Source organism: Desulfovibrio sp. An276 (assembly GCF_002159665.1).
GTDB classification, from domain to species: Bacteria; Desulfobacterota; Desulfovibrionia; order Desulfovibrionales; family Desulfovibrionaceae; genus Desulfovibrio; species Desulfovibrio faecigallinarum.
Genome location: NZ_NFJC01000022.1, coordinates 17,343 through 38,523 on the forward strand (window position 1 = coordinate 17,343; position 21,181 = coordinate 38,523).

Annotated in this window: 11 protein-coding genes; 3 read left to right on the forward strand and 8 right to left on the reverse strand. The window is 55.3% G+C overall.

The features are described 5' to 3' along the window. Positions 1-183: 183 nt before the first annotated feature. The 6 genes from aspS to B5F76_RS09660 form a co-directional block, all read right to left on the reverse strand. A complete protein-coding gene (aspS, locus tag B5F76_RS09635) occupies positions 184-2,046 on the reverse strand; it encodes an aspartate--tRNA ligase (protein ID WP_087353802.1) in 1,863 nt (620 codons plus the stop codon). A gap of 11 nt (positions 2,047-2,057) precedes the next feature. Further along, positions 2,058-3,296, reverse strand: coding sequence for a histidine--tRNA ligase (hisS, locus tag B5F76_RS09640; RefSeq protein ID WP_087353805.1), 1,239 nt, complete (start codon positions 3,294-3,296; stop codon positions 2,058-2,060). Positions 3,297-3,489: 193 nt separating this feature from the next. Continuing rightward, entirely contained in the window at positions 3,490-4,881 is a 1,392-nt protein-coding gene (gene purF, locus B5F76_RS09645) for an amidophosphoribosyltransferase (protein WP_087353808.1), read from the reverse strand. A 64-nt stretch (positions 4,882-4,945) separates the two neighbouring features. Beyond that, positions 4,946-7,411 (reverse strand): DNA gyrase subunit A, encoded by a 2,466-nt coding sequence (gyrA, locus tag B5F76_RS09650; RefSeq protein ID WP_087353812.1) that lies wholly within the window; start codon positions 7,409-7,411, stop codon positions 4,946-4,948. A 53-nt stretch (positions 7,412-7,464) separates the two neighbouring features. After that, complete coding sequence (gene gyrB / locus B5F76_RS09655) at positions 7,465-9,873, reverse strand: DNA topoisomerase (ATP-hydrolyzing) subunit B (RefSeq protein WP_087353816.1); 2,409 nt, start codon at positions 9,871-9,873, stop codon at positions 7,465-7,467. Further along, positions 9,873-11,030, reverse strand: coding sequence for a DNA polymerase III subunit beta (locus B5F76_RS09660; RefSeq protein WP_162608792.1), 1,158 nt, complete (start codon positions 11,028-11,030; stop codon positions 9,873-9,875). The genes gyrB and B5F76_RS09660 overlap by 1 nt, the downstream gene beginning before the upstream one ends. Before the next feature lie 1,976 nt (positions 11,031-13,006). Between B5F76_RS09660 and B5F76_RS09670 the strand changes: the two genes are divergently transcribed. The 3 genes from B5F76_RS09670 (at position 13,007) to B5F76_RS09680 (ending at position 17,326) form a co-directional block, all read left to right on the forward strand. Continuing rightward, a complete protein-coding gene (locus B5F76_RS09670) occupies positions 13,007-14,914 on the forward strand; it encodes a peptidylprolyl isomerase (RefSeq protein ID WP_162608793.1) in 1,908 nt (635 codons plus the stop codon). Positions 14,915-15,107: 193 nt separating this feature from the next. Continuing rightward, positions 15,108-16,934, forward strand: coding sequence for a glutamine--fructose-6-phosphate transaminase (isomerizing) (gene glmS / locus B5F76_RS09675; RefSeq protein WP_087353829.1), 1,827 nt, complete (start codon positions 15,108-15,110; stop codon positions 16,932-16,934). 146 nt (positions 16,935-17,080) lie between these two features. Further along, positions 17,081-17,326, forward strand: coding sequence for a hypothetical protein (locus B5F76_RS09680; RefSeq protein ID WP_087353832.1), 246 nt, complete (start codon positions 17,081-17,083; stop codon positions 17,324-17,326). Positions 17,327-17,335: 9 nt separating this feature from the next. Here B5F76_RS09680 and cls read toward each other — a convergent pair whose 3' ends face one another. Beyond that, a complete protein-coding gene (gene cls, locus B5F76_RS09685; protein ID WP_087353835.1) occupies positions 17,336-18,751 on the reverse strand; it encodes a cardiolipin synthase in 1,416 nt (471 codons plus the stop codon). 65 nt (positions 18,752-18,816) lie between these two features. Continuing rightward, entirely contained in the window at positions 18,817-21,144 is a 2,328-nt protein-coding gene (locus B5F76_RS09690) for a hypothetical protein (RefSeq protein WP_087353837.1), read from the reverse strand. Between the last annotated feature and the right edge of the window lie 37 nt (positions 21,145-21,181).

Consider the following 21,181-nt stretch of genomic DNA (forward strand, 5'->3'; position numbering starts at 1 on the left):
GCCTCCGTCCACAAGGGAAAACAAAACCGGAAAAGGCCTGGGCGCTTCTTCCGGTTTCCATACTCTTTCCCGCTCCCTGCAAGGCCTCTGTTTGCTGGAAAACCGTAGGCCTGCAGGACACGGGTTTTGTGCCGGCTCCCTTCCCTGGGGAAGGGAAGCCGGTCTTCAGGATTGTGTGCGGCCTTACTGAGCAGCAGACTCCTGGCTTTTTGCCTGCTCCGCCTTCTTTTCCGGAGCCTCGCGCAGGCGAATGCCGAGCTCGCGCAGCTGGGCCTGGGAAACCTGGGAGGGAGCGTTGGTCAAAAGGCAGGTTGCCTTCTGTGTCTTGGGGAAGGCAATGACGTCGCGGATGCTCTGGCAGCCGGTCAGAAGCATGATCAGACGATCCAGGCCAAAGGCAATGCCGCCGTGCGGCGGAGCACCAAATTCCAGGGCGTGGAAGAGGAAGCCGAACTGCTCCTCTGCGCGCTCGTCGCTGAAGCCAAGGGCCTCGAACATGCGCATCTGTGTTGCAGCGGAATGAATACGGATGGAGCCGCCGCCCACCTCGTTGCCATTGAGCACCATATCGTAGGCCCTGGCCTTGGCACGGGCCGGATCAGTTGTCATGAGCTCCATGTGGCCTTCCATGGGAGCGGTAAAGGGATGGTGGCAGGCAACGTAGCGGTGCTCTTCCTTGTCGTATTCGAAGAGTGGGAACTCAGTGACCCAGAGGAAGTTGAAGCTGTCCTTGGGGATGAGATCGAGCTTCTGGGCAATGTGCACGCGCAGATTGCCGAGGGCTGCGTTCACCATTTCCGGATCGCCTGCCTGGAAGAAGAGGATGTCCCCGGTCTTTGCATCAAGGCGGGTACGAATGGTCGCGCGCTCCTCCTCGGACAGGAATTTGGCTATGGGAGACTGCCACTCGGTGTCGGACTTGATCTTGATCCAGGCAAGGCCCTGGGCGCCGTAGATGCGCACAAAGTCCGTAAAGGCGTCAATTTCCTTGCGGGTCAGGCTTTCTCCGCCATCCACCTTGATGGCCTTGACCATGGGGGCCTGGGCGAAGAGCTTGAAGCCGGAATTGCGCACAGCATCCGTCAGCTCCACAAGCTTCATGCCAAAGCGGGTGTCGGGCTTGTCCACGCCGTAGTCGCGCATGGCCTCGTCCCAGGTCATGCGCGGGAAGGGAAGCTTAAGATCCTTGCCGATCACGTCCTTGAAGACGCGCTGCATGAGCCTTTCGGCCACGCCCATGACGTCGTCCTCGCGCACAAAGCTCAGCTCCATGTCCACCTGGGTGAACTCGGGCTGACGGTCTGCACGCAGGTCCTCGTCGCGGAAGCAGCGCACGATCTGGAAGTACTTCTCGAAACCGGAGCACATAAGCAGCTGCTTGAACAGCTGGGGAGACTGGGGCAGGGCGTAGAAGGAGCCCTGGTTCAGACGGCTCGGCACAAGGAAGTCGCGTGCGCCTTCGGGAGTGGACTTTGTGAGGAAGGGGGTCTCAACCTCGAAGAAGCCCTCCTCGTCCAGGAAGTGGCGGATGGACTGCATGGCCTTGTGGCGCTGAATGAGGTTCTTCTGCATGCAGGGCCTGCGCAGATCGAGGAAACGCCAGGCAAGACGCAGGTTTTCGCCAGCATCGCATCTGTCCTCAATGGCAAAGGGCGGTGTCTTGGAGGTGTTCAAGAGCTTCCACTCGTACACCACCACTTCAATGGCACCAGTCTTGAGGTTGGGATTGGCCATGCCCTCGGGGCGCTCGCGCACCCTGCCCTTGATGGCAATGACGTACTCAAGGCGCAATATGGCTGCCTGCTCGTGAGCCTCGGGTGCCACGTCCGGCGAGAAGACAACCTGGGTCAGACCTTCGCGATCGCGCAGATCAACAAATATGAGACCTCCGTGATCCCTGCGGAACTGAATCCAGCCCATGAGGCAGACCTCGCGGCCCACATCTTCGGCCGTAAGGTGGCTGCAGCTGCATGTTCTGGTCCAGTCGCCAAGATCGGTGATGTATTTGGCGTGTTCCAGCTGGAGATCCTGAATCTGTTCACTCATAACATATTTCCTTAACGAGATATTTCCTGGACAAGCTGGTCAAGGGACACTTCCTTTTGTTCGCCCTTGTCCATGTCCTTGACGGCTACTGTCTGTTTCGCCATTTCGTCGCTGCCGAGAATGAGCGTATAGCGGGCGCCGGACTTGCCGGCCTGACGCATGGAGCTCTTCATGCCGGCAACGGCATAGCCCATTTCGCCCTTGAGGCCGGCAAGGCGCAGATCGCGCACGATTTTGAAGCCCGCGTGCAGGGCGTCGTTGTCCATGCAGACCATGTAGAAGTCCTTGCGCTCTGCCTCACGCTCGCCAAGCAGAAGTGCAAGGCGTTCCATGCCGCAGGCAAAGCCTATGCCCGGCACATCTGGGCCGCCAAGGTTGCGGATGAGGCCGTCGTAGCGGCCACCGCCGGCAACTGCGGTCTGGGCACCGATGGCATTGCTCTGCAGCTCGAAGGTCGTGCGGCAGTAGTAGTCGAGGCCGCGCACAAGGCAGTGATCCTGCACAAAGTCTATGTTGTTTTCCTGCAAAAGTGCCGTGACTGTCTCGTAGTGGGCCTTGCAGTCATCGCACACGTAGTCGAGGAAGACAGGGACTTCCTGCATGAAGGCCAGATCGTGATCCTTCTTGCAGTCAAGGACGCGCAGGGGATTGGTATGCAGGCGACGCTTGCAGTCGTCGCACAGATGCTCCTCGTGGCGCGTAAGGTATTCCACCAAGGCCTGCCTGTACTTGGGACGGCAATTTGGGCATCCGAGATTGTTCATGTGCAGGGAAAGATCCGAAAGACCCAGCTCTGTCACATAGTGGATGAGCAGAGAAATGATTTCAGCGTCCGCAGCAGGGGCATTGGTGCCCAAAAGCTCGCAGTCCACCTGATGGAACTGGCGCATGCGGCCCTTTTGCGGGCGCTCGCAGCGGAACATGGGACCATAGGTGAAAAGCTTGGAAACACTTTCCCTGGCGTGCAGGCTGGCGCTTATGTAGGCACGCATGATGCCGGCAGTCGCCTCCGGGCGCAGGGACTGATTCACGCCGTGGGCGTCCGGAAAGGTGTACATTTCCTTTTGCACCACGTCTGTTTCCGTGCCTATGGAGCGGGCAAAAAGCTGCGTATACTCCATGATGGGCACGCGCACTTCCTGAAAGCCGTATGCAGAAAAGACGCGCCTGCATGTGCTTTCCATGAATTCGAACACGCGGCTGTCCTTGTCGAACATGTCCGCAAAACCGTTTATTCTCTTGATGCTCATACTCTGCTCGAAAAATTGGGGGCTGTCCCCTTTATAAAGGCACAATGCAAACCATGATTGTGCGACTGCAAAAACCTGTCCCGAGACTTATGCCACAGGGACATGCACAAAATGCCTGCCCAAAGGCTGTCCTTCGAGGGGCTGGTATGATGCAGGGGCGCTTCCCCTTTGTCAAACGAAAGCTTTTTGACGTTTAGCTCTCAAGCCCGAACTTGCCTGCGCACGCACACGGATCAACAGGATAGTCCCCGTCGAAGCAGGCAGTACAGTAGTGGTCCTCGTGCATGACCGAGCGAAGGAGGCCCTCCTTGCTCAGATAGTGCAGGCTGTCCACGTCGAGCTTTTTCCTGATTTCCTCAATGCTGTTGCCGGAAGCAATGAGCTCCTTTGGCGAGGCAAAGTCTATGCCGTAGTAGCAGGGGAACTTGACCGGCGGACAGGAAATGCGGATGTGCACTTCCTTTGCGCCGAGCTCGCGCAGCTTCTTCACGCGGGTGATCATGGTCGTGCCGCGCACGATGCTGTCGTCCACAATGCAGATGCGCTTGCCCTCGATCATGGCGCGCACGGGATTGATCTTCACGCGCACGCCAAAGCTGCGCATGCTCTGGCTTGGCTGAATGAAGGTGCGGCCCACATAGTGGTTGCGGATCATGGCGTGCTCGTAGGGAATTTCCGCGCTCTGGGCAAAGCCCACTGCAGGGTACACGCCGGAATCCGGGAAGGGCATGATGAAATCCACATCCGGGGTGGACTCATGGGCAAGCTGCCAGCCCATCTGCTTGCGGCACTGGTAGACCTGTTCGCCGAAGATGTAGGAGTCGGGCCTGGCAAAATAGACCAGTTCGAAAATGCACTGCCTGGGCTTTTCGGGCAGATCATCGCTCAGCATGAGGCTCATCTCGCCTTCCGGGGAGATGACGTACATTTCGCCTGGGCGTATGCCGTGCTCGTATTCTGCGTCCATCAGATCGAAGGCACAGGTTTCCGAGGCCAGCACAGGAGCGCTGTCAAGGCGCCCCAGGGACAGGGGATGGAAGCCGTAGGGGTCACGCACGGCCACAAGAGTGTCATCTACAAGGAAGAGGAGGCAGTAGGAGCCCCTCAGTCTGTTGCAGGTGGCCTTGATGGCATCGATGACGTCGTGTTTTGCCAGCTCGCGCACAAAGACATGCATGATGACTTCGGTGTCGCTTGTGGCCATGAAGATGGCGCCATCGTTTTCCAGCTCGCGGCGCAATTCCAGGGCATTGACCAGATTGCCGTTGTGGGCAATGGCAATATTCTTGTCCTTGTAGTGGATAAGGAGAGGCTGGGCATTGACTATGGACGGCCGCCCTGTTGTCGAATAGCGCACATGTCCAAGGGCAATGGGGCCGGCGAGCTTTTGCAGATGCTCTTCGGCAAAGACATCGGGCACAAGGCCCATGCCCTTGTGCTGATGACAGTGTCCGTTCTCGTCAAGGCTGACAATGCCGGCACTCTCCTGCCCCCTGTGCTGCTGGGCATAGAGACCAAAGTAGGTGAGACGCGAGGCGTCCGGATGTCCGTAGACGGCAAACAGGCCGCAGCTGTGATGAATCATGTTGCTTTGCTCCCAAGGACCCTCTTGTCTTGAGGGTTGCGCTCAAAAGGTGAGCTTGTCCTGTCTAATCCCAGGAATCTGTTTCCACCGAGACCGTGGCGCCATCGTCGATGCGATCGCAGGCAACAACATGGGCACCGGGATCAAGGTTGACGACCTTGACGCCCATGGTGGCCCTGCTGCGTGAAATCACGTCGCCAACGCTGATGCGAATGATCTTGTTGGTAGACGTCAGAATGACAAGGCCGTCCTTGTCCGTCACGGGCATGGCTGCCACGACATTGCCGGTCTTGTTGGTCAGCTTGAAGTTGATGATACCGCAGCCACCGCGGGACTGCAGACGATAGAGATCCGCAGAGGAACGCTTGCCGTAACCCCATTCCGAAAGGGACATGATGGTTGTGGTCATGTCCGACCCCTTGAGGATGACTGCAGCGACAACCTCGTCGTTCTTCTTCAGACTGATGCCCTTGACGCCGGTCGCGTTGCGCCCCATGGCCCGCACATCGGAGCACACAAAGCGTATGGCGTAGCCGAGTTTGGTAATGAGGACCGTGTGATCGTCCTCGCGCAGGGGACGCACAAGAACAAGGCTGTCGCCTTCCTTGAGGGACAGGGCAATGATGCCGTTCTTGTTGTGGCGGGCATAGAGCGAGGCCTGGGAACGCTTGACCATGCCTGTCCTTGTCACGAAGAAGAAGTACTTGTCATCCGGGAAATGACGCACGGCAAGCACATTGGTGACATTCTCCCCTTCGCCCAGGGGGATGAGGTTGTTGATGTGCATGCCCTTGGCTGTGCGGCTTCCCTCGGGCACGCGGTGCACCTTGAGCTGGTACATGCGGCCCTTGTTGGTGAACAGACACAGGCACTGATGGTTGGTCGTAGTCAGGAAATCCTGCACGAAATCGTCGTCGCTTGTGTACAGGCCCGAGATCCCCTTGCCGCCGCGATGCTGCTGCTGGTAGTTCTCGAGGCTTGTACGCTTGATATAGCCCCTGTGCGAGAGGGTGATCACCACATCATCGTCGGCAATAAGGTCTTCGAGATCGATATCGCCGGCCTCGTCCTGCACGATGACACTGCGGCGCGGAGTGGCATAGGTGGCCTTGATGGCTGACACTTCGTCACGAAGGACGCCTCGCAGCACATCCGCATCAGCAAGGATGGACTTGAAGTACTCGATATTCTTAAGAAGCTCGTTGTATTCGCTCTCTATTTCCTCGCGCTGCAAGCCTGTCAGGCGCTGCAGACGCATGTCCAGGATGGCCTTTGCCTGAACTTCGTCCAGACCAAAACGGTCCATGAGACCGATCTTGGCCTCTTCGGGGCTCTTGGACGCGCGTATAAGTCGCACCACCTCGTCGATATTGTCGATGGCAATGCGCAGGCCGCGCAGGATATGCGCCCTGGCTTCGGACTTTTGCAGATCAAAGCGCGTTCTGCGTATGACGACTTCCTTGCGGAAATCGAGGAAGCAGGCAAGAGCCGTCTTCAGATTGAGCAGAATGGGCCTGTTGTCCACAACGGCCAGCATATTGATGCCGAAGCTCGTCTCAAGGGAGGTATACTTGTAGAGGGAATTGGTTATGATGTCCGGGATGACACCCCTGCGCAGATCAAGGACTATGCGTATGCCCTTGCGGTCGGACTCGTCGCGCAGATCAACCACACCGTCGATCTTTCTCTCGTTGACAAGGTTGGAGATCTTCTTGACGAGCATGGACTTGTTCACTCCATAGGGGATCTCGCGGATCACTATGGAGTGGGCATTCTTGCCCCGTTCCTCGACCTCGACCTTGCCGCGAATCTTCACTGTGCCGCGACCTGTGCGATAGGCGTCTGCAAGGCCCTTGCCAGAGAAGACAAAGCCCTTCGTGGGAAAATCCGGGCCCTTGACGTACTCCATGAGTTCGTCCACGCTGGCGTCTGGGTTGTCGAGAAGGACAACCAGGGCATCGCACAATTCCCCAAGATTGTGGGTGGGAATGTTCGTTGCCATGCCGACCGCGATACCGGAGGAGCCGTTGAGCAGAAGGTTCGGCACCTTGGTGGGCAAGATGGAGGGTTCGTCCAGGGAGCCGTCATAGTTGGGACGAAAATCGACGGTATTCTTGTCAATGTCTGCCAGAAACTCCCCGGCAAGGCGGGACATGCGCACTTCGGTATAACGCATGGCTGCAGGAGAGTCGCCGTCAATGGAACCGAAGTTGCCCTGGCCGTCCACCAGGGGATCGCGCATGCTGAAATCCTGGGCCAGACGGACAAGGGCGTCGTACACGGCGCTGTCGCCATGGGGATGGTATTTACCTATGACGTCACCAACGACGCGAGCCGACTTCTTGTGCGCCCTGTTGTAGACGTTGCCGAGCTCTGACATGGCGTACAATATACGCCTGTGCACAGGTTTGAGACCATCTCTGGCGTCGGGAATGGCTCGTCCTATGATGACCGAAAGGGAATATTCGAGATAGGATCTGCGAAGTTCCTTTTCTATGTCTATCTGGTTATCTGCAAGTGTGCTGTTCACTGTATCCTCTAAACTGAAGTCTGTAATGCAATAACGCTAAGACAACATCAGGACTAGATATCCAAATCCTGGACCTTCAGGGCATTGCGTTCGATAAAGGCACGCCTGGGTTCCACCCTGTCGCCCATCAGTTCCTGGAATGCGTCGTTGGCTTCCTCGGCATCCTCGACCTGGACCTGAAGGAGAACACGGTTTTCCGGATTCATGGTGGTCACCCACAGCTGTTCGGGGTTCATTTCGCCAAGGCCCTTGTAGCGCTGAATGGCGTAGCCCTTGCGGGCCTCGTCGAGAACGGTCTGCAAGAGACTGAAGCTGTCACCAACCGGCACTTCGCTTCCTCCGTCGCGCTTGAGCACAAAGTTTGCGCCCCCGAACTCCTGCCTGAGTTTCTCAAAGAACTTCCAGCCATTCCTGTAGGTGCGCGAGGAAAAAAATTCCATGGCCCGTCTTGTCTGATGGCTCTGCTCGTTGCGGAAGATGGCAAAAATGCGCTCCTCTTCCTCCTCGCCGCCAACATTCATGAGGGAACACGTGTAGCCGTGATCTTTAAGCCACTGACCCACGGGGCCGGATCTGTCCGCAAGCTGTTCCGGAGAACTAATCTGTTCCGGACAGGTCACAAGGGCAAGATAGAGAGTGCGGGGAAGGCCGGTGAGTTCGGCATTGTCGACTGCCAGCTGCATCTGCTCAATCTCGCGCAAAAGCTCAATGAGCTCGCTCCCTTTAAGCAGGCGATCGTTGCTTGTGCCAACGACAATGTTTTCTCCTACCCGGTTCAAAAGGAAGGCGTTCAGTTCGGCGTCGTCCTTGATGAACTTCTCGAATTTGGCGTTGTGCACGCGGTAGAGGGGCGGTTGGGCAATATAGACATGGCCCTGCTCCACCATTTCCGGATACTGGCGGTAGAAGAAGGTCAAAAGCAGGGTTCTGATGTGGGCACCGTCCACATCGGCATCGGTCATGATGATGATCTTGTCGTAGCGCAGCTTGGACAGATCCGTGTCGTCCTTTCCTATGCCAACGCCCATGGCCGTAATGAGGGATTTGACCTCGTTGTTGGCGAGCATCCTGTCGAGACGGCAGCGTTCGGTGTTCAATATCTTGCCGCGCAGGGGCAAGATGGCCTGATGCTTGGGATCGCGTCCCTGCTTTGCGGAACCACCTGCCGAATCGCCCTCAACCAGGAAGAGTTCGCTGTCAGCGGGATTCTTGCTCTGGCAGTCCGCGAGCTTGCCTGGCAGGGCATTGTCGCTCAAGGCCCCCTTGCGGCGCACGATTTCCTTTGCGCGCCTTGCCGCTTCCCTGGCTCGTGCCGCGTCCACGGCCTTGCCCACTATCTGGCGGATGTCCTTGGGATTTTCCTCGAAATATCTGGAAAGTCCATCGTAGACAGCGCCGGAAACAATGCCGGCTATCTCGGAGTTTCCAAGCTTGGTCTTGGTCTGGCCCTCGAACTGGGGATTGGGGAGCTTTACGGAAATGACCGCGACAAGGCCTTCTCTGGTGTCCTCGCCCGAGAGCTGCACGCTCTTCAGTTTCTTGACAAGGTCCTGCTGCCCCTTGATGTAGTTGTTGATGGCGCGGGTGAGGCCTATGCGGAAACCGGAAAGATGCGTTCCCCCCTCGCCTGTCCTGATGTTGTTGGCGTAGGAATAGACGGTTTCCTTGTAGCTTGTGGTGTACTGCAGGGCAAAGTCCACGGTGACATTGTCCACGACACTCTCAAGGAAGAGTACGGGATGCAGGGTTTCGTCGCCTTCTGCCAGGGCCTCTACAAACTGTCTCAAGCCTCCCTCTGCATGGAAGACATGATGTTCCTGCGTCCTCTCGTCCTCGCATTCGATGGTGAGGCCCTTGTTGAGATAGGCCAGTTCCTCGAAGCGCTTGCGTAAAATGTCGTAGGAATACTCCGTGGTCTCGAAGATTTCCTCGTCCGGCTTGAAGTGCACCTTGGTACCGTGTCCGTGGGCATGGTTGTCCACTATTGTGAGTTCATCCACGGGCACGCCGCGCTCGTAGTGCTGACGATAGGCCTTGCCGTCGCGACGTATGGTCACCTCAAGCCATTCGGACAGGGCATTGACGCAGGAAACGCCCACGCCGTGCAGGCCACCGGACACCTTGTAGCTGTTGTTGTCGAACTTGCCGCCAGCGTGCAGTTTGGTCATGACCACCTGTACCGCAGGGACATGTTCCTTGGGATGCTCGTCCACGGGGATGCCGCGGCCGTTGTCGCGCACAGTGACGCTGTTGTCTGCATGGAGGGTGACCTTTATCTCGTTGCAGAAACCGGCCATGGCCTCGTCTATGCTGTTGTCGACAACTTCATAGACAAGGTGATGCAGACCCCGGGAGTCCACCGAACCAATGTACATGGCCGGTCTTTTGCGGACAGCCGCAAGGCCCTCGAGAACGGTAATGGAGGACGCGTTGTAATTCGTTTCCATTTCAGTTTCTGCCATTAGGCATCCTCCTCCTGGTAATAGGTCTTGCTGACTACCTGCATGGGCATGGCAATGATATAGTAGTCCCTGTCATCGGCAGCTGCAAAGCAGCAGGGGCCTTCCTGGCTGGACAGCTTTACGACAATGTCGTCTCCGGGCAGATGCGAAAGCATGTCGATGAGCGTCCTTGTCACAAAGGCCACCTCGGGCACACCAGTGTCGCACTGTGCGGGAATGGTCTCCGTGGCCGAACCCGTTGTCTTGTCGCTGGAGTTCAGGGTTATGCTGTCTGCGGCAATGGTCAGATAGACGCAGATCTGTTCCTTGGTATTGAAAATCATGTTGCGCGAAAGCGCATTGACAAGGTCTGCCTTCTTGGCCCTGATGACGGAAGCGTCTGCCTGATTGGCCTTGCTGATGAAAATGGAGTAGTCGATAAACTTGAGCTGGGTCAGCGGCACGCTGAACATGTCGCGATCGTTCTTGTCGCGAATGTAGAAGCGCTTTTCGCCAATCATGATCTCGATTTCGTCCGTGGAAAGCAGCTTCTTGATGTCGGCAATGTACTTTTTCTGGATCTTGATGCCTTCCTCGGGAAGCTTTGCCAAAAGCTCGTCGTTTTTGAGCATCGTGATGGCAAACTTGTTGCCGTCAAGACCGCAGAAATCGATGCCGCCACTGCCATTGGGCTTTATGCACAGGCAACCGAAGCTGCTGTCCTCGTCATCGCTGATGCAGAAGAAAATCTTTTCGATGATGTCGCCAAAGCTTTCACCGTTCCACACAAGGCTTTCGCCCTCCGGATAGCGCGAAAATTCCTGGAACCAGGTGGATGAGGACGCGGGCAGCTTGTAGGTACGCCTTCCTTGAGTGATGACAACAGTGCCGTTCTTGTCGTCTGTTTCGATGTGAATGAGACCGGCAGGCAGGGAGCGAATGAGTTCGCTTATGGAACGGGACTGCACGCCTACAAGGCCTTCTTCCACAACCTCGGCCGGATAGGTGCCGATATACTCGGTACTGCCATCGGTTGTCATGAAGGCAATGGTGCCGTTGGCCTTGCTGGCCTTGAGCCACATGGTCCGAAGGTACGAGGTACCGGACTTGCTGGGAGTGATGTTGTTCGCCTTCTGGATTCCCTGGACGCAATGTTCTGTATTAAGTGTAATTTTCATATATCTCTTTACGGCCGCAGCCTTTGTGTAAAGGCCTCTTGTTGACGGCTGTCTCCTTGGTGAAATGGCAGAGCAATACGGAAAAAAGGGGTGGTGCAGTGCATTAAAGGCAACGGAAGCTCCGTTGCAAGCAAGCCTACGGAGCGGGAAAGGGAACATCCGGAAAGAACGTGTTGCCTGTCGAGGATACCCCTGCGTATTTGGAGATTTCCCTCTGAAGAAAGGTATCTACTGCAATGAAAACATTGCCCGACAGGCCATGCAGCAGAATTTTCCCGGACAGTGAAAAATAGCAGAAGAACAAGCGGAAATCAAGCGATGAAAGTGTTGTCAAGTATTTGTTTTTTTTAGTCAAAAAGAGCTTTTTGAGGCATGCCTTTCGGCTTGCCTTTGGAAAGATACCCTTCTTTCCGGGTGACAGGGCTTTCCCTGAAGGGCATGCGCATGAATCATCCCTGCCTCGCCTGCTTTTGGGCCCGCACACAAGTCCTGCCCTGCCTGCGCGTTCCCAATGTTCCAAAGCGGCAGGCAAATGCCACTGTCCAGTCCCTTCAACGTACACGCATTCGTGCTCTCCCTGGAGCGTCCTCTGTATGGCTTTCTTATGGCTTCTCTCGATGACACCGGTAGCTTGGTCGACTGACTGCTCTCTGGCTTGTTGGCAGGTCCCTTGGCTCTTTCCTTATGTCTTTTGTTTAAAAGAAGAGAGAGGAGGGAGATCAGGTCTCTGTGCGTTTGTCTCGAAAACGGTTAAGTCGCTGAAATTATTGAAATGATAATGTTCCTAACTGGAGGCAGTTTGGAACAATTGGAACATTTTACGAACATTTTGAAACAGGGGTGCAGAAAAGAGTGTGAGTAAAATGTTCCTAACCAGGAGGAAATGTTCATAACTTTAAAAAATGTTCCAAAGTTGTCGGTTACCATATTAAACTACCTGAATTGTTTAATAAAGAGGTGTTCGACAAGGGGATGATCTTTCAAGCCTCCAACGTGTGCGTAAAAGTAAAAAATTGTAATGATATCAATGTGTTTAGAAAGATAACACAGGCATGTGGACCTGCCTTTCCCCTGGAGCCATGTGCACGAGCTTCCACCATGACAGGGGTGCCCAATGTGCCGTTTTTGGGGCAGACCCGGGCCAGGTAGGTCTCGGCCAAAGTTTGGAACAATGTGTGTAATAAGAATAACTACTTGAAATTATTGTTGTTTGTAATACAGCTTTACCTCGAAATTGTTTGTAAGTCGGATAAACAAGTAATATTATTGTATTTATTATGACCCTATAAAATATGGCATGTTGTTTCAAAATAGGTCATTCATCTGAAATTCTTGATATTTTTAACGGATGTTTGAAAAACAATGTTGATAATACACTCAATGCGTTGATTTTATTGCGTTTTTTTGTGTTCGCAAAATGTTTCAAAAATGGACAAGTCTTTAAAATCATTGAAGATATCTGTCATCCAGTGAGACAAACGGCGAAACCAGGAAAAATACAGGAAAATACAAGGACTTGGCCGAAGTCCGCACAGGAGCCGATCCTAGAGCTAGGGGCGTGCCCGGCAAAAGAGGGTATGCAAATAGCGTAACATTGTGTATTTTTTTTCTTATTTTTATAGCCAAGACCATGGTACAGGTGTGGGAGATAGCCCTGCGGGCAACAGCATATTGCGCCAGGGGCTATCGAACAATTGTCGCTAAATAGGATAAGTGTTTGGTTTTATTGGATTGTTGTGGTTATAAAATGTTCCAAAGTTGTTCCTAACTTGTTCTTAATACACGCAAGATATTGATTTTTCGTTGATTATTTGCTTGCGCTCGACAAGAGTCGGCAGGGTCTGGCGTCCGAGGCCCCCTGGCTTGACCCTGCAATGGTTCTTGAAGTTTGCACCCAAGACAGCTATAAAAATGTTTCTTTTGATTGCCGCTTAGTGATTGCCTCTTACGCAAACAAGCCATCTCAAGGTGATTCAATGCTTGATATTATTCGCTCCAATGCCCAGTCCTTCTGGGTCAAAGTGGCCTTTGGTGTCATTATCCTTGTCTTTGTCTTCTGGGGCATAGGCAGCTTTACAGATACCGGCAATGTGAACATTGTCGGTACCGTGAATGGTGAGCCCATCACCTATCAGCAGTTCGAAATGTCCTATCGCAGGGCAGAAGAAGCCATCAATCAGCAGTCGCCCAGAAGGACCTGGACGGCAGAGGAAAAGAGCCAGCTCGGGCGACAGGTTTTCCAGCAGCTGGTGGTGGAGAGGCTGATTGTTCAGGAAGCAAGGCGCAACAATATCGACATTTCTCCCTATGAGCTTCGTCTCTATGTTGGCCAGCTCAAGGAATTCCAGGATGCGCAGGGAAAATTCGATCCCGAACGCTACAAGAACGTGCTTGCTGCCATGCGTCAGACACCTGCCTCCTTTGAAGAGGATCTGACAAGACGCCTGCTCATAGAAAAGACCGTTGCCTTTGTCTCCCAGGGCAGCTGGACCGACAGCCTCGAGGCCAGGGCGCGTTTCAACTTCCTGCGCCAGAAGAGGGTGATGGAATACATCTATGTGCCCGCCACCCCGAAGGAGAGCCAGGAAATCGCCGCCGACCAGATTGCAAAGTTCTACGACGAACACAAGATGGACTACGCCATCCCCCAGAAGGCGGATGTGCAGTACATCGAAGTCAATCCCCTTACCCTGGTTTCGGCAGAGGCCATCACCGATGAGCAGGCTCGTGCCTGGTACGAAAAGAATCAGGGCAGGTTTGTCGAACCCGAGACCATCGAGGTCTCCCATATCCTTGTGCCAGTGGAACAGAATGCCCCGGCCGAGGATGTGAAGAAGGCAGAGGAAAAGGTGGCTGCCATACAGAACGAGCTTGCTTCTGGCAAGGCCTTTGCGGATGTGGCAGACGCGTACAATCCCAAGAATGCCGCGGACAAGGGCGGACGCGTTGGCTGGATAAGCCACGGCATGACCGTTCCTGCCTTTGACAAGGCTGCCTTTGCGGCCAAAGAAGGCGTTGTCACTGCCCCTGTGCGCAGCGAATTCGGCTTCCACCTCATTCTTGTGACCGGACGCAAGGCCGAGGCTGTCAAAAAGTTCGAGGACGTCAGGGCCGAGATTCAGAAAACCCTTGCTGGCGAGGCGAGCAGGGACAAGCTTGGCGATGTGCTTGATGCCCTGGTCGAGGACAACATTCTCGGCAAGGATCTGGCAGCGTCCGCCAGCGCCAATGGCCTGACCCTCAAGTCCAGCGGACTTATGAGCAGTGACGAGATACAGAAGACCCTGGGCATCAATGCAGAGGGCGCTTCTTCCATTATGTCCAAGGGGGCAAACCAGCCCGTGGACATGCCCCTCACTGCAGGGGACAAGTATGTGGTTGTCCGCGTGACAAAGACCTCGCCCGCCTCCTTCAAGCCCCTTGAAGAGGTAAAGGCGGATGTAGTGACAAGGATTCGCTCTGCCGATGCTCTGGCGGCAGCCATGAAGGAGCTAGAGACTGTTCTCAAGGGTGCAGACAAGGGCCTTGAAGAGTCCTGGAAGAGCAAGGTTGTCGTTTCTACCGCAGTGGACAGGGGTTCTGCTCTCGCCCCCTTTGCATCGCAGCCCGAACTTGACGATGCCATGTTCACCACTGCTCCCGGCAGCTGGCTCCCCGGTGTCTATGCTGTGCAAAAGGACAAGGAACAGGGTGCTCTTATTGCCAGGGTGGCAAAAATCGAGGATCCCTCAGCCCAGGAATGGCAGCAGTTCGAGCCCATCATGATGAATCTGACCCAGCGCGAACGCCAGGACGGCGTCTATCAGGCCTTCATGGAAGACCTTGCCAGCAAGAGTAAGATTGAGGTTCGCAATCAGGACATCATAGATCGCAAGAACATGTAGGTTTTTGAAATTTTGGGACACTGTCCACCTTGGGTGGCAGTGTCCTTCAAGTACAGGCCCATGCCCTGCTCTGCATGCGCATCCATATCTTTCCCTGGCAAAAGTCCTCAAAAAAAAGCGAACAAAAGGAACAGGACAGGCTTTTGGGAAATTCTCCCGACAAGAACTGGAGGGAGATTGAGGAGACAAAACAATGTGTGGAATAGTCGGCTATGCCGGACACAGACCGGCAGTGCCCCTTGTTGTCGAAGAACTGCACAGGCTTGAGTACAGAGGCTACGATTCCGCTGGCGTCGCCTGCGTACAGCAGGGCAAGTTCCGCGTGGTGAAGGCAGAGGGCAAGCTCAATGCCCTGGAAAGGCTTTTGAGCACCGAACCTCCTTCGACTGCCACCACCGGCATGGGACACACCCGCTGGGCAACGCACGGGGAACCCTGCGTGCGCAATGCCCATCCCCACATGAGCAATTCGGGAAAGCTGGCCATTGTGCACAATGGCATCATCGAGAACTACCTTGAGATCAAGAACGAGCTTTCGGCGAAGGGCTATGTTTTCAATTCCGACACGGACACGGAAGTTCTGGTGAATCTCATCGAGGACTGCCACAAGAATGAGCCGGATCTTCTGAAGGCTCTTTCCCTGGCGCTCTCACAGGCTCATGGCGCCTATGCCATCTGCCTCATGAGCGTGGAGGATCCCGATGTCTTCCTCGCTGCCCGCATGTCCGCTCCGCTCATTCTCGGCGTTGGCACAGGGGAAAACTTTGTAGCCTCCGATATTCCGGCATTTTTGCCCTATACCCGCAAGGTTGTCTTCCTGGAAAATGGCGAAATAGCCCGCGTGGACAAGAACAGCTTTGCTGTTTTCCGTGTCGAGGATCTCGCTCCTGTGGAACACAGGGTGGAGACCATCGAATGGGATGTGCAGTCTGCCCAGAAGGGCGGATACAGGCACTTCATGCTCAAGGAGATCTTTGAGCAGCCCGATATTCTGAATGACAGCATGACAGGCCGTCTGACGCCGGCAAGGGATGGCGTCAGGATAGCCGAGCTCGACGATTTTCCAGTGCCGAGCAGGCTCACCATAGTAGCCTGCGGTACCAGCTCGCACGCAGGGCTCTGGGGCAGGCACATTCTCGAATCCATGGCGCAAATCCCTGTTCAGGTGGAGATAGCCTCCGAGTATCGCTACAAGGAAAGGTTGCTCTTCAGCCAAGACGAGATGGTCCTTGTCATAAGCCAGAGCGGCGAGACTGCCGACACGCTGGCTGCTCTGCGCAGAGCCAGAGAATGCGGCGCCAAAGTTATTGGCCTATGCAACGTGGTCGGCTCGTCCATAGCCCGCGAGGCAGATCGCGTCCTCTATACCCAGGCAGGACCCGAAATAAGCGTTGCCTCCACCAAGGCCATGTGCAGCCAGATGCTTGTGCTGACCCTCATGGCTCTCTACTGGGGAAGCAGAAAGGGGACTGTCAGCCCCGAGGCTCTTTGCGGAATCGTCCATGACATTCTCGCCCTTCCGGAAATCTTGCAGCGCGAGCTTCCGGGCATGCACGAAAAGGCCAAGGTCCTGTCCAGAAAGTATGCTCAGGCGAAGAACTTCTTTTATCTTGGCCGCGGCCACTGTTATCCCTTGGCCCTTGAAGGCGCCTTGAAGCTCAAGGAACTCTCCTATATCCATGCCGAAGGCTATGCTGCTGGCGAAATGAAGCATGGTCCCATAGCCCTTGTAGACAGCACCTTCCCCACCTTTGCCATATGCCTCGACGACGCCCTGCTGCCCAAGGTCAAGTCCAACATAGTGGAAGTGCAGGCACGTCAGGGCAAGGTCATAGCCCTGACCAATCCCGGAACGGAACTTCCTGCTGAAGATCTGTGGATTGTTCCAAAGATGGATTCCCTCATGTCCGGCTTTATTGTGCTGCCTGCCCTGCAGCTGTTCAGCTACGAGATGGCAGATTACCTTGGCAAGGACGTGGATCAGCCGCGTAATCTGGCCAAGAGCGTGACAGTCGAGTAGAAGGCGATTTTTGGGCGAACTCTAGAAATGCAAAACAAAAGGGCTGTGTGTGCGTAGAACACATGCAGCCTTTTGATTTTTCTGTGGATTTGGAAGTCGTAGATAGGGGAGAAGGAGAGTCAGCCAGCGTTGTCTGAGGAAGAGCCGTGGACAGCGCCGAAGGTAGCAGCGCTCATGTCTGGCGTATTGCCTGTGCCCTGCAGCTGCCGGCAAGGGGCTTGGCCGAATCCCGAAGGATTTTTTCTACGACAAAAATGTGCCGTCAAAAACATGCCCAAGTCCTTGTTATAAATAATGATTTTGACGTTTTTGGCTTTGAAACTCGAGCGTTTGCAAAACAAAAGGGCCTTGCGTGTGCGCATATCGCACGTAAGGCCTTGGTAATCCTGTGAATCCGCTGCTCACAGATAGGGAGAAAAGAGCCAGAACAGGGAACTTCTGAGTTTTTGAAAAAGGCTTTGCGAGAGCACGTCTTCGAGATGGATTTCCCTGCTCCTTGCCATGACATCATGGCAGAAAGCTGTCATTTTTCGGTTGAAGTCCCTGTCGAAAATCTCGGAATTGAGCTCGAAATTGAGCCGCAGGCTTCTGCTGTCGTAGTTTGCCGAACCTATCTGGCAGTAGTAGTCGTCAATGCATAAAAGCTTCGTATGCGCAAAGGGCGGTGGCTGGTAGAAGATGCGCACACCCGCCTGCAAAAGCTCTGGCAAGACACGGAATGCAGCCCAGTGCACATAGGGCAGATTGTTCTTTTCCGGCAGTATGATGCGGACATCTATGCCTTTTTCGGCAGCAATGCGCAGATTTGCCATGATTTCTCTGGTGGGAAGAAAATAGGGAGTCATGACAGTGACGGAGGAAATGGCATTGCTGATACTGCCGGCTATGAGCTCGTTCAATGGATCAGAGCCTGTACCCGGACCATCCAGCACAAGGCGGCAATAGCAGTTGCCCTGCTCTTTCGGCCTGACAGCGGGCAGCATCTGGTCATAGATATTGGTGGCAAATCCCCAGTCCAGTATGAAGGAACGGTAGAATTCGAGAACAATGGGGCCCATGCATTTGAACTGTATGTCCTGGGCTGCCTTTGGATTGTCGTCCGTGACAACGTGATAGTCTGCGATGTTCATGCCCCCGGTGAAGGCCACATCATCACAGACCATGATCTTTCTGTGATTGCGCAGATTGATCATGAGATTCGGGGGGACAAGGCTGGGAGGCAGGAAATAGGCGGTCTTCACGCCATTCTTCGCAAGCTCCTGGACTGGCGATCTGAAGGAATAGAAGCGCCCTATGCCGTCCAGAAGGACGCGGACGTCTACACCCCGCTTGGCTGCCGCAATCAGCGCCCTGGCAAAGTCTGCACTGACCCTGCCGTTGTTGAAAATGTAGGTGACTAGGAAGACGTGGTGCTCTGCCCTGTCAATGGCCGCAATCATTTCAGGATAGGCGGCATTGCCGTTGAAAAGGGGCTCTATGCTGTTGCCCGGAGTAAGATGGTGGGTTGTGAGAGAGCGTCCCAGCTGCTCCATGCGACGCAAGAAGAGAGGGATGGCGGGTTCTTCCTTGGGAAGGGGCGGATGGGCGTACTTTGGCAGCATGTCTGCCTGCTTGCGCATGATGGCAGATGCCCTGCTCTGGGTTCGGCCTATGCCGAAGAGAATGTAGAGAAAGAGCCCCAGAACAGGCACAAAGAGGATGAGGCCGGCCCAGCCAAGGGCGGAGCGCGGATCCCTCTTGGTCAAAAGAATGTGGATAATGCCCACCCAGGCGAGCAGGTGAAAGGCGAACAGTCCCAGAGATATTACCAGAAGCATGAACGGTTCCCCTTTTTGTCCGATATGAGAGGGACCGGGATTTCTCCCGGTCCCTCACAAGAGAATCAACCCTTGAAACGCGTTTCTATGGATGAGGCCAGCTGCAGCAAAAGGTCGCGTACGGCTGTCCTGTCCCCGCTTTTGGCTGCCTGCAGCACAAGTCCGGCCATGCGGGCCACTGGCTGCACGTCCTTCGAGTATTCTGCAATAAGGCTTGTCTGGCGCACAACCTCGTTCATGTCGTTGCGCATGAAGGCAGAGCGGGCGAGGCTTGCGCTTTGCACAAGCCTCGCCTTGAGCGAAGCCGAGCCCTGGGGCTTGCCACCAGACGGGGCACCCATGCCGAAGAGATCGGGGATCTCGCTCTCTTCTTCCTTCAAAGCTGTTTCTACGGGGGCTCCCAGCTCAGTCACATCGGACTGCGTGTCAGCCTCCCTTTGTCCCTCCCCTGCCAGATCCTGTTCGAATTCCTCCAGGGTGTTGATAAGGGCCTGATCGTCTATGGGCAGGGGCAGGGCATGGGTAAAGCCTGCGTTGCCAAGATCACCCCAAGTGGAATCGTCTTCCGTGTAGGCAAGAAGGAGCGGGCTCCAGCCCTGCTTGTCGCACAGTTTGGTGATGGTCTCCAGATCCTTTGCCACACTTGCGCTGGCAAAGGCACCTTCGAAAACATACATCTTTGCGGGGAGCTCCCTTGTCAGGGCAATGGCATCCTGCATGCTGTCTGCGTCGCGAATGTAGCAGTCGTGCCTGCGCAGAACATGAGAGAGAACTGCCAGGAAGGCTGTATTCCCTGAGACGGCAATGACGGACATCTTGCGGGCGTTTTCCCTGGCCCTTGCGTCGTTTTCCTCAAGCTGTACAAGCTCGTCTGCCAATGCCTGGGCCGCCTGCAAAAGGTCCCGCGAGCTCTTGTGGCAGGAGGAGGGAAAATCGTCCTTGCCAACAAAGTCCGTCAGGACATTCTGTACATTGCGCAGGGGATTGAGGATGGATGAATAGAGGGTCTGTTCCCCTTGCGGTTCTTCCTTTGGCCTTTCCTCAATGTCTTCGCTTCCGACAGGTTCCGGCTCTCCGAGAAGAATGGTCTCGCTTGAGGGAGCCATGTCCAGGGACAGGGAAGGAGAGGCTGCAAGAGCTGTTGCGGGAGATGCGAAGGAAGCAGCCATATTGTTTTGAGGCTCTTCCTTTTGTCCCATTGCCAGAAGAACCAGGGCTCCAAGGCCTACGCCAAGATGGGGAAGCGCAGCAAGAAGCTCCGGGTCAAAGCCCGAGCGCAGGCCGAGCAGGCCAGCAACTGTGGCAAGGGGCGGAATGGTCGTGGCCATGAGGAAGCGCACAGAGGAGCGTGCTCCCACAACGCAGCCCCACACTGCGCTGGGTATGAAGATGACCATGGCAAGGGGCCAGACTTGCGTGAGCCTTGCGATCCACTGGAAGTTGGGAACAAGGGGAAGAAGCGTTGCAGCGGCTCCTGGCAGGCAGAGCAGGATGAGCTGTACGTCCAGGGCTCGCGAGACCTCCCGGCTGTGCAAAAAGTGCCTTGCAACGTGCGGCCAGAGCATGAGGGCAAGGCCGGCAGTGGTCAGGGAGGCGAGAGTCTTTGCAGAATAGCCCCCGGTGGCAGGAGCAAGTCCGCTCCAGGCCTGTACGCTACAGGCAGCAAGGAAGAGCAGGGCCCACAGGCGCCACTGTCCGGGCTCTACGAGGCCCTTGAAAAGGCAGAGGATAAAGACAACGGCCAGGACCACCAGGGGGGATTGCTGGTAGAGAGCGATGCTGTCGCTGGCGGAAAGGGCGTCCGCGACAGTGCGCAGCACAGGGGAGAACCAGAAGCCCGGAATGCCGTCCACACGCAGGTAGCAGACAATGGGCTGGGCACTCTGCCTTGGCAGCTCAAAGTAGTTGCCCTTGGGCTGTATTTCCTGCCATTCGAGTGCGCCATTGGCAAAGCTTGGCGTATAGAGAATGGGAGTGCCGGGAGTGGAAGATCCCATGTCCAGCAGGATGGCCTGTGTCTGCGTGCCCTCGGAAACAGGCTGCAGGACAAAGCGCAGCCACGTAATACCCGGAGTTCCGTATACGGGCATCCTTTCCGGAGCAAAGAGTTCATACTTGTCGCGCAACTGCTCTGAAGAGGCTTCGGTGATGTCCAGCGCATAGGACGAGTCGATATAATACTCGAGATAGGGGACAAGAGGCATCTTGTCCTGCAGGACAAGGCCCGGGACAGTGTTCTGCCTGTCGGGAACAATCGAGCGTTGCAGCTGGGCAATATCCGGCTGTGCCTGCGGCTGGGGTTTGCCGGAGGAATCCGGAGCGGCCACTGCATCTGCCATGCCAAGGAGGACAAGACAGATGATGAGCAAGAGACATTTCCTTGAAAGGGACATTTTATTCCTCATGTGTCACAGACACAGGCATTTTCGT

Bases quoted from the DNA above. Each gene is read 5' to 3' on its own strand.
- aspS (WP_087353802.1), bottom strand. From the start codon at position 2,046: ATGAGTGAACAGATTCAGGATCTCCAGCTGGAACACGCCAAATACATC.
- hisS (WP_087353805.1), bottom strand. From the start codon at position 3,296: ATGAGCATCAAGAGAATAAACGGTTTTGCGGACATGTTCGACAAGGAC.
- purF (WP_087353808.1), bottom strand. From the start codon at position 4,881: ATGATTCATCACAGCTGCGGCCTGTTTGCCGTCTACGGACATCCGGAC.
- gyrB (WP_087353816.1), bottom strand. From the start codon at position 9,873: ATGGCAGAAACTGAAATGGAAACGAATTACAACGCGTCCTCCATTACC.
- B5F76_RS09660 (WP_162608792.1), bottom strand. From the start codon at position 11,030: ATGAAAATTACACTTAATACAGAACATTGCGTCCAGGGAATCCAGAAG.
- B5F76_RS09670 (WP_162608793.1), top strand. From the start codon at position 13,007: ATGCTTGATATTATTCGCTCCAATGCCCAGTCCTTCTGGGTCAAAGTG.
- glmS (WP_087353829.1), top strand. From the start codon at position 15,108: ATGTGTGGAATAGTCGGCTATGCCGGACACAGACCGGCAGTGCCCCTT.
- cls (WP_087353835.1), bottom strand. From the start codon at position 18,751: ATGCTTCTGGTAATATCTCTGGGACTGTTCGCCTTTCACCTGCTCGCC.
- B5F76_RS09690 (WP_087353837.1), bottom strand. From the start codon at position 21,144: ATGTCCCTTTCAAGGAAATGTCTCTTGCTCATCATCTGTCTTGTCCTC.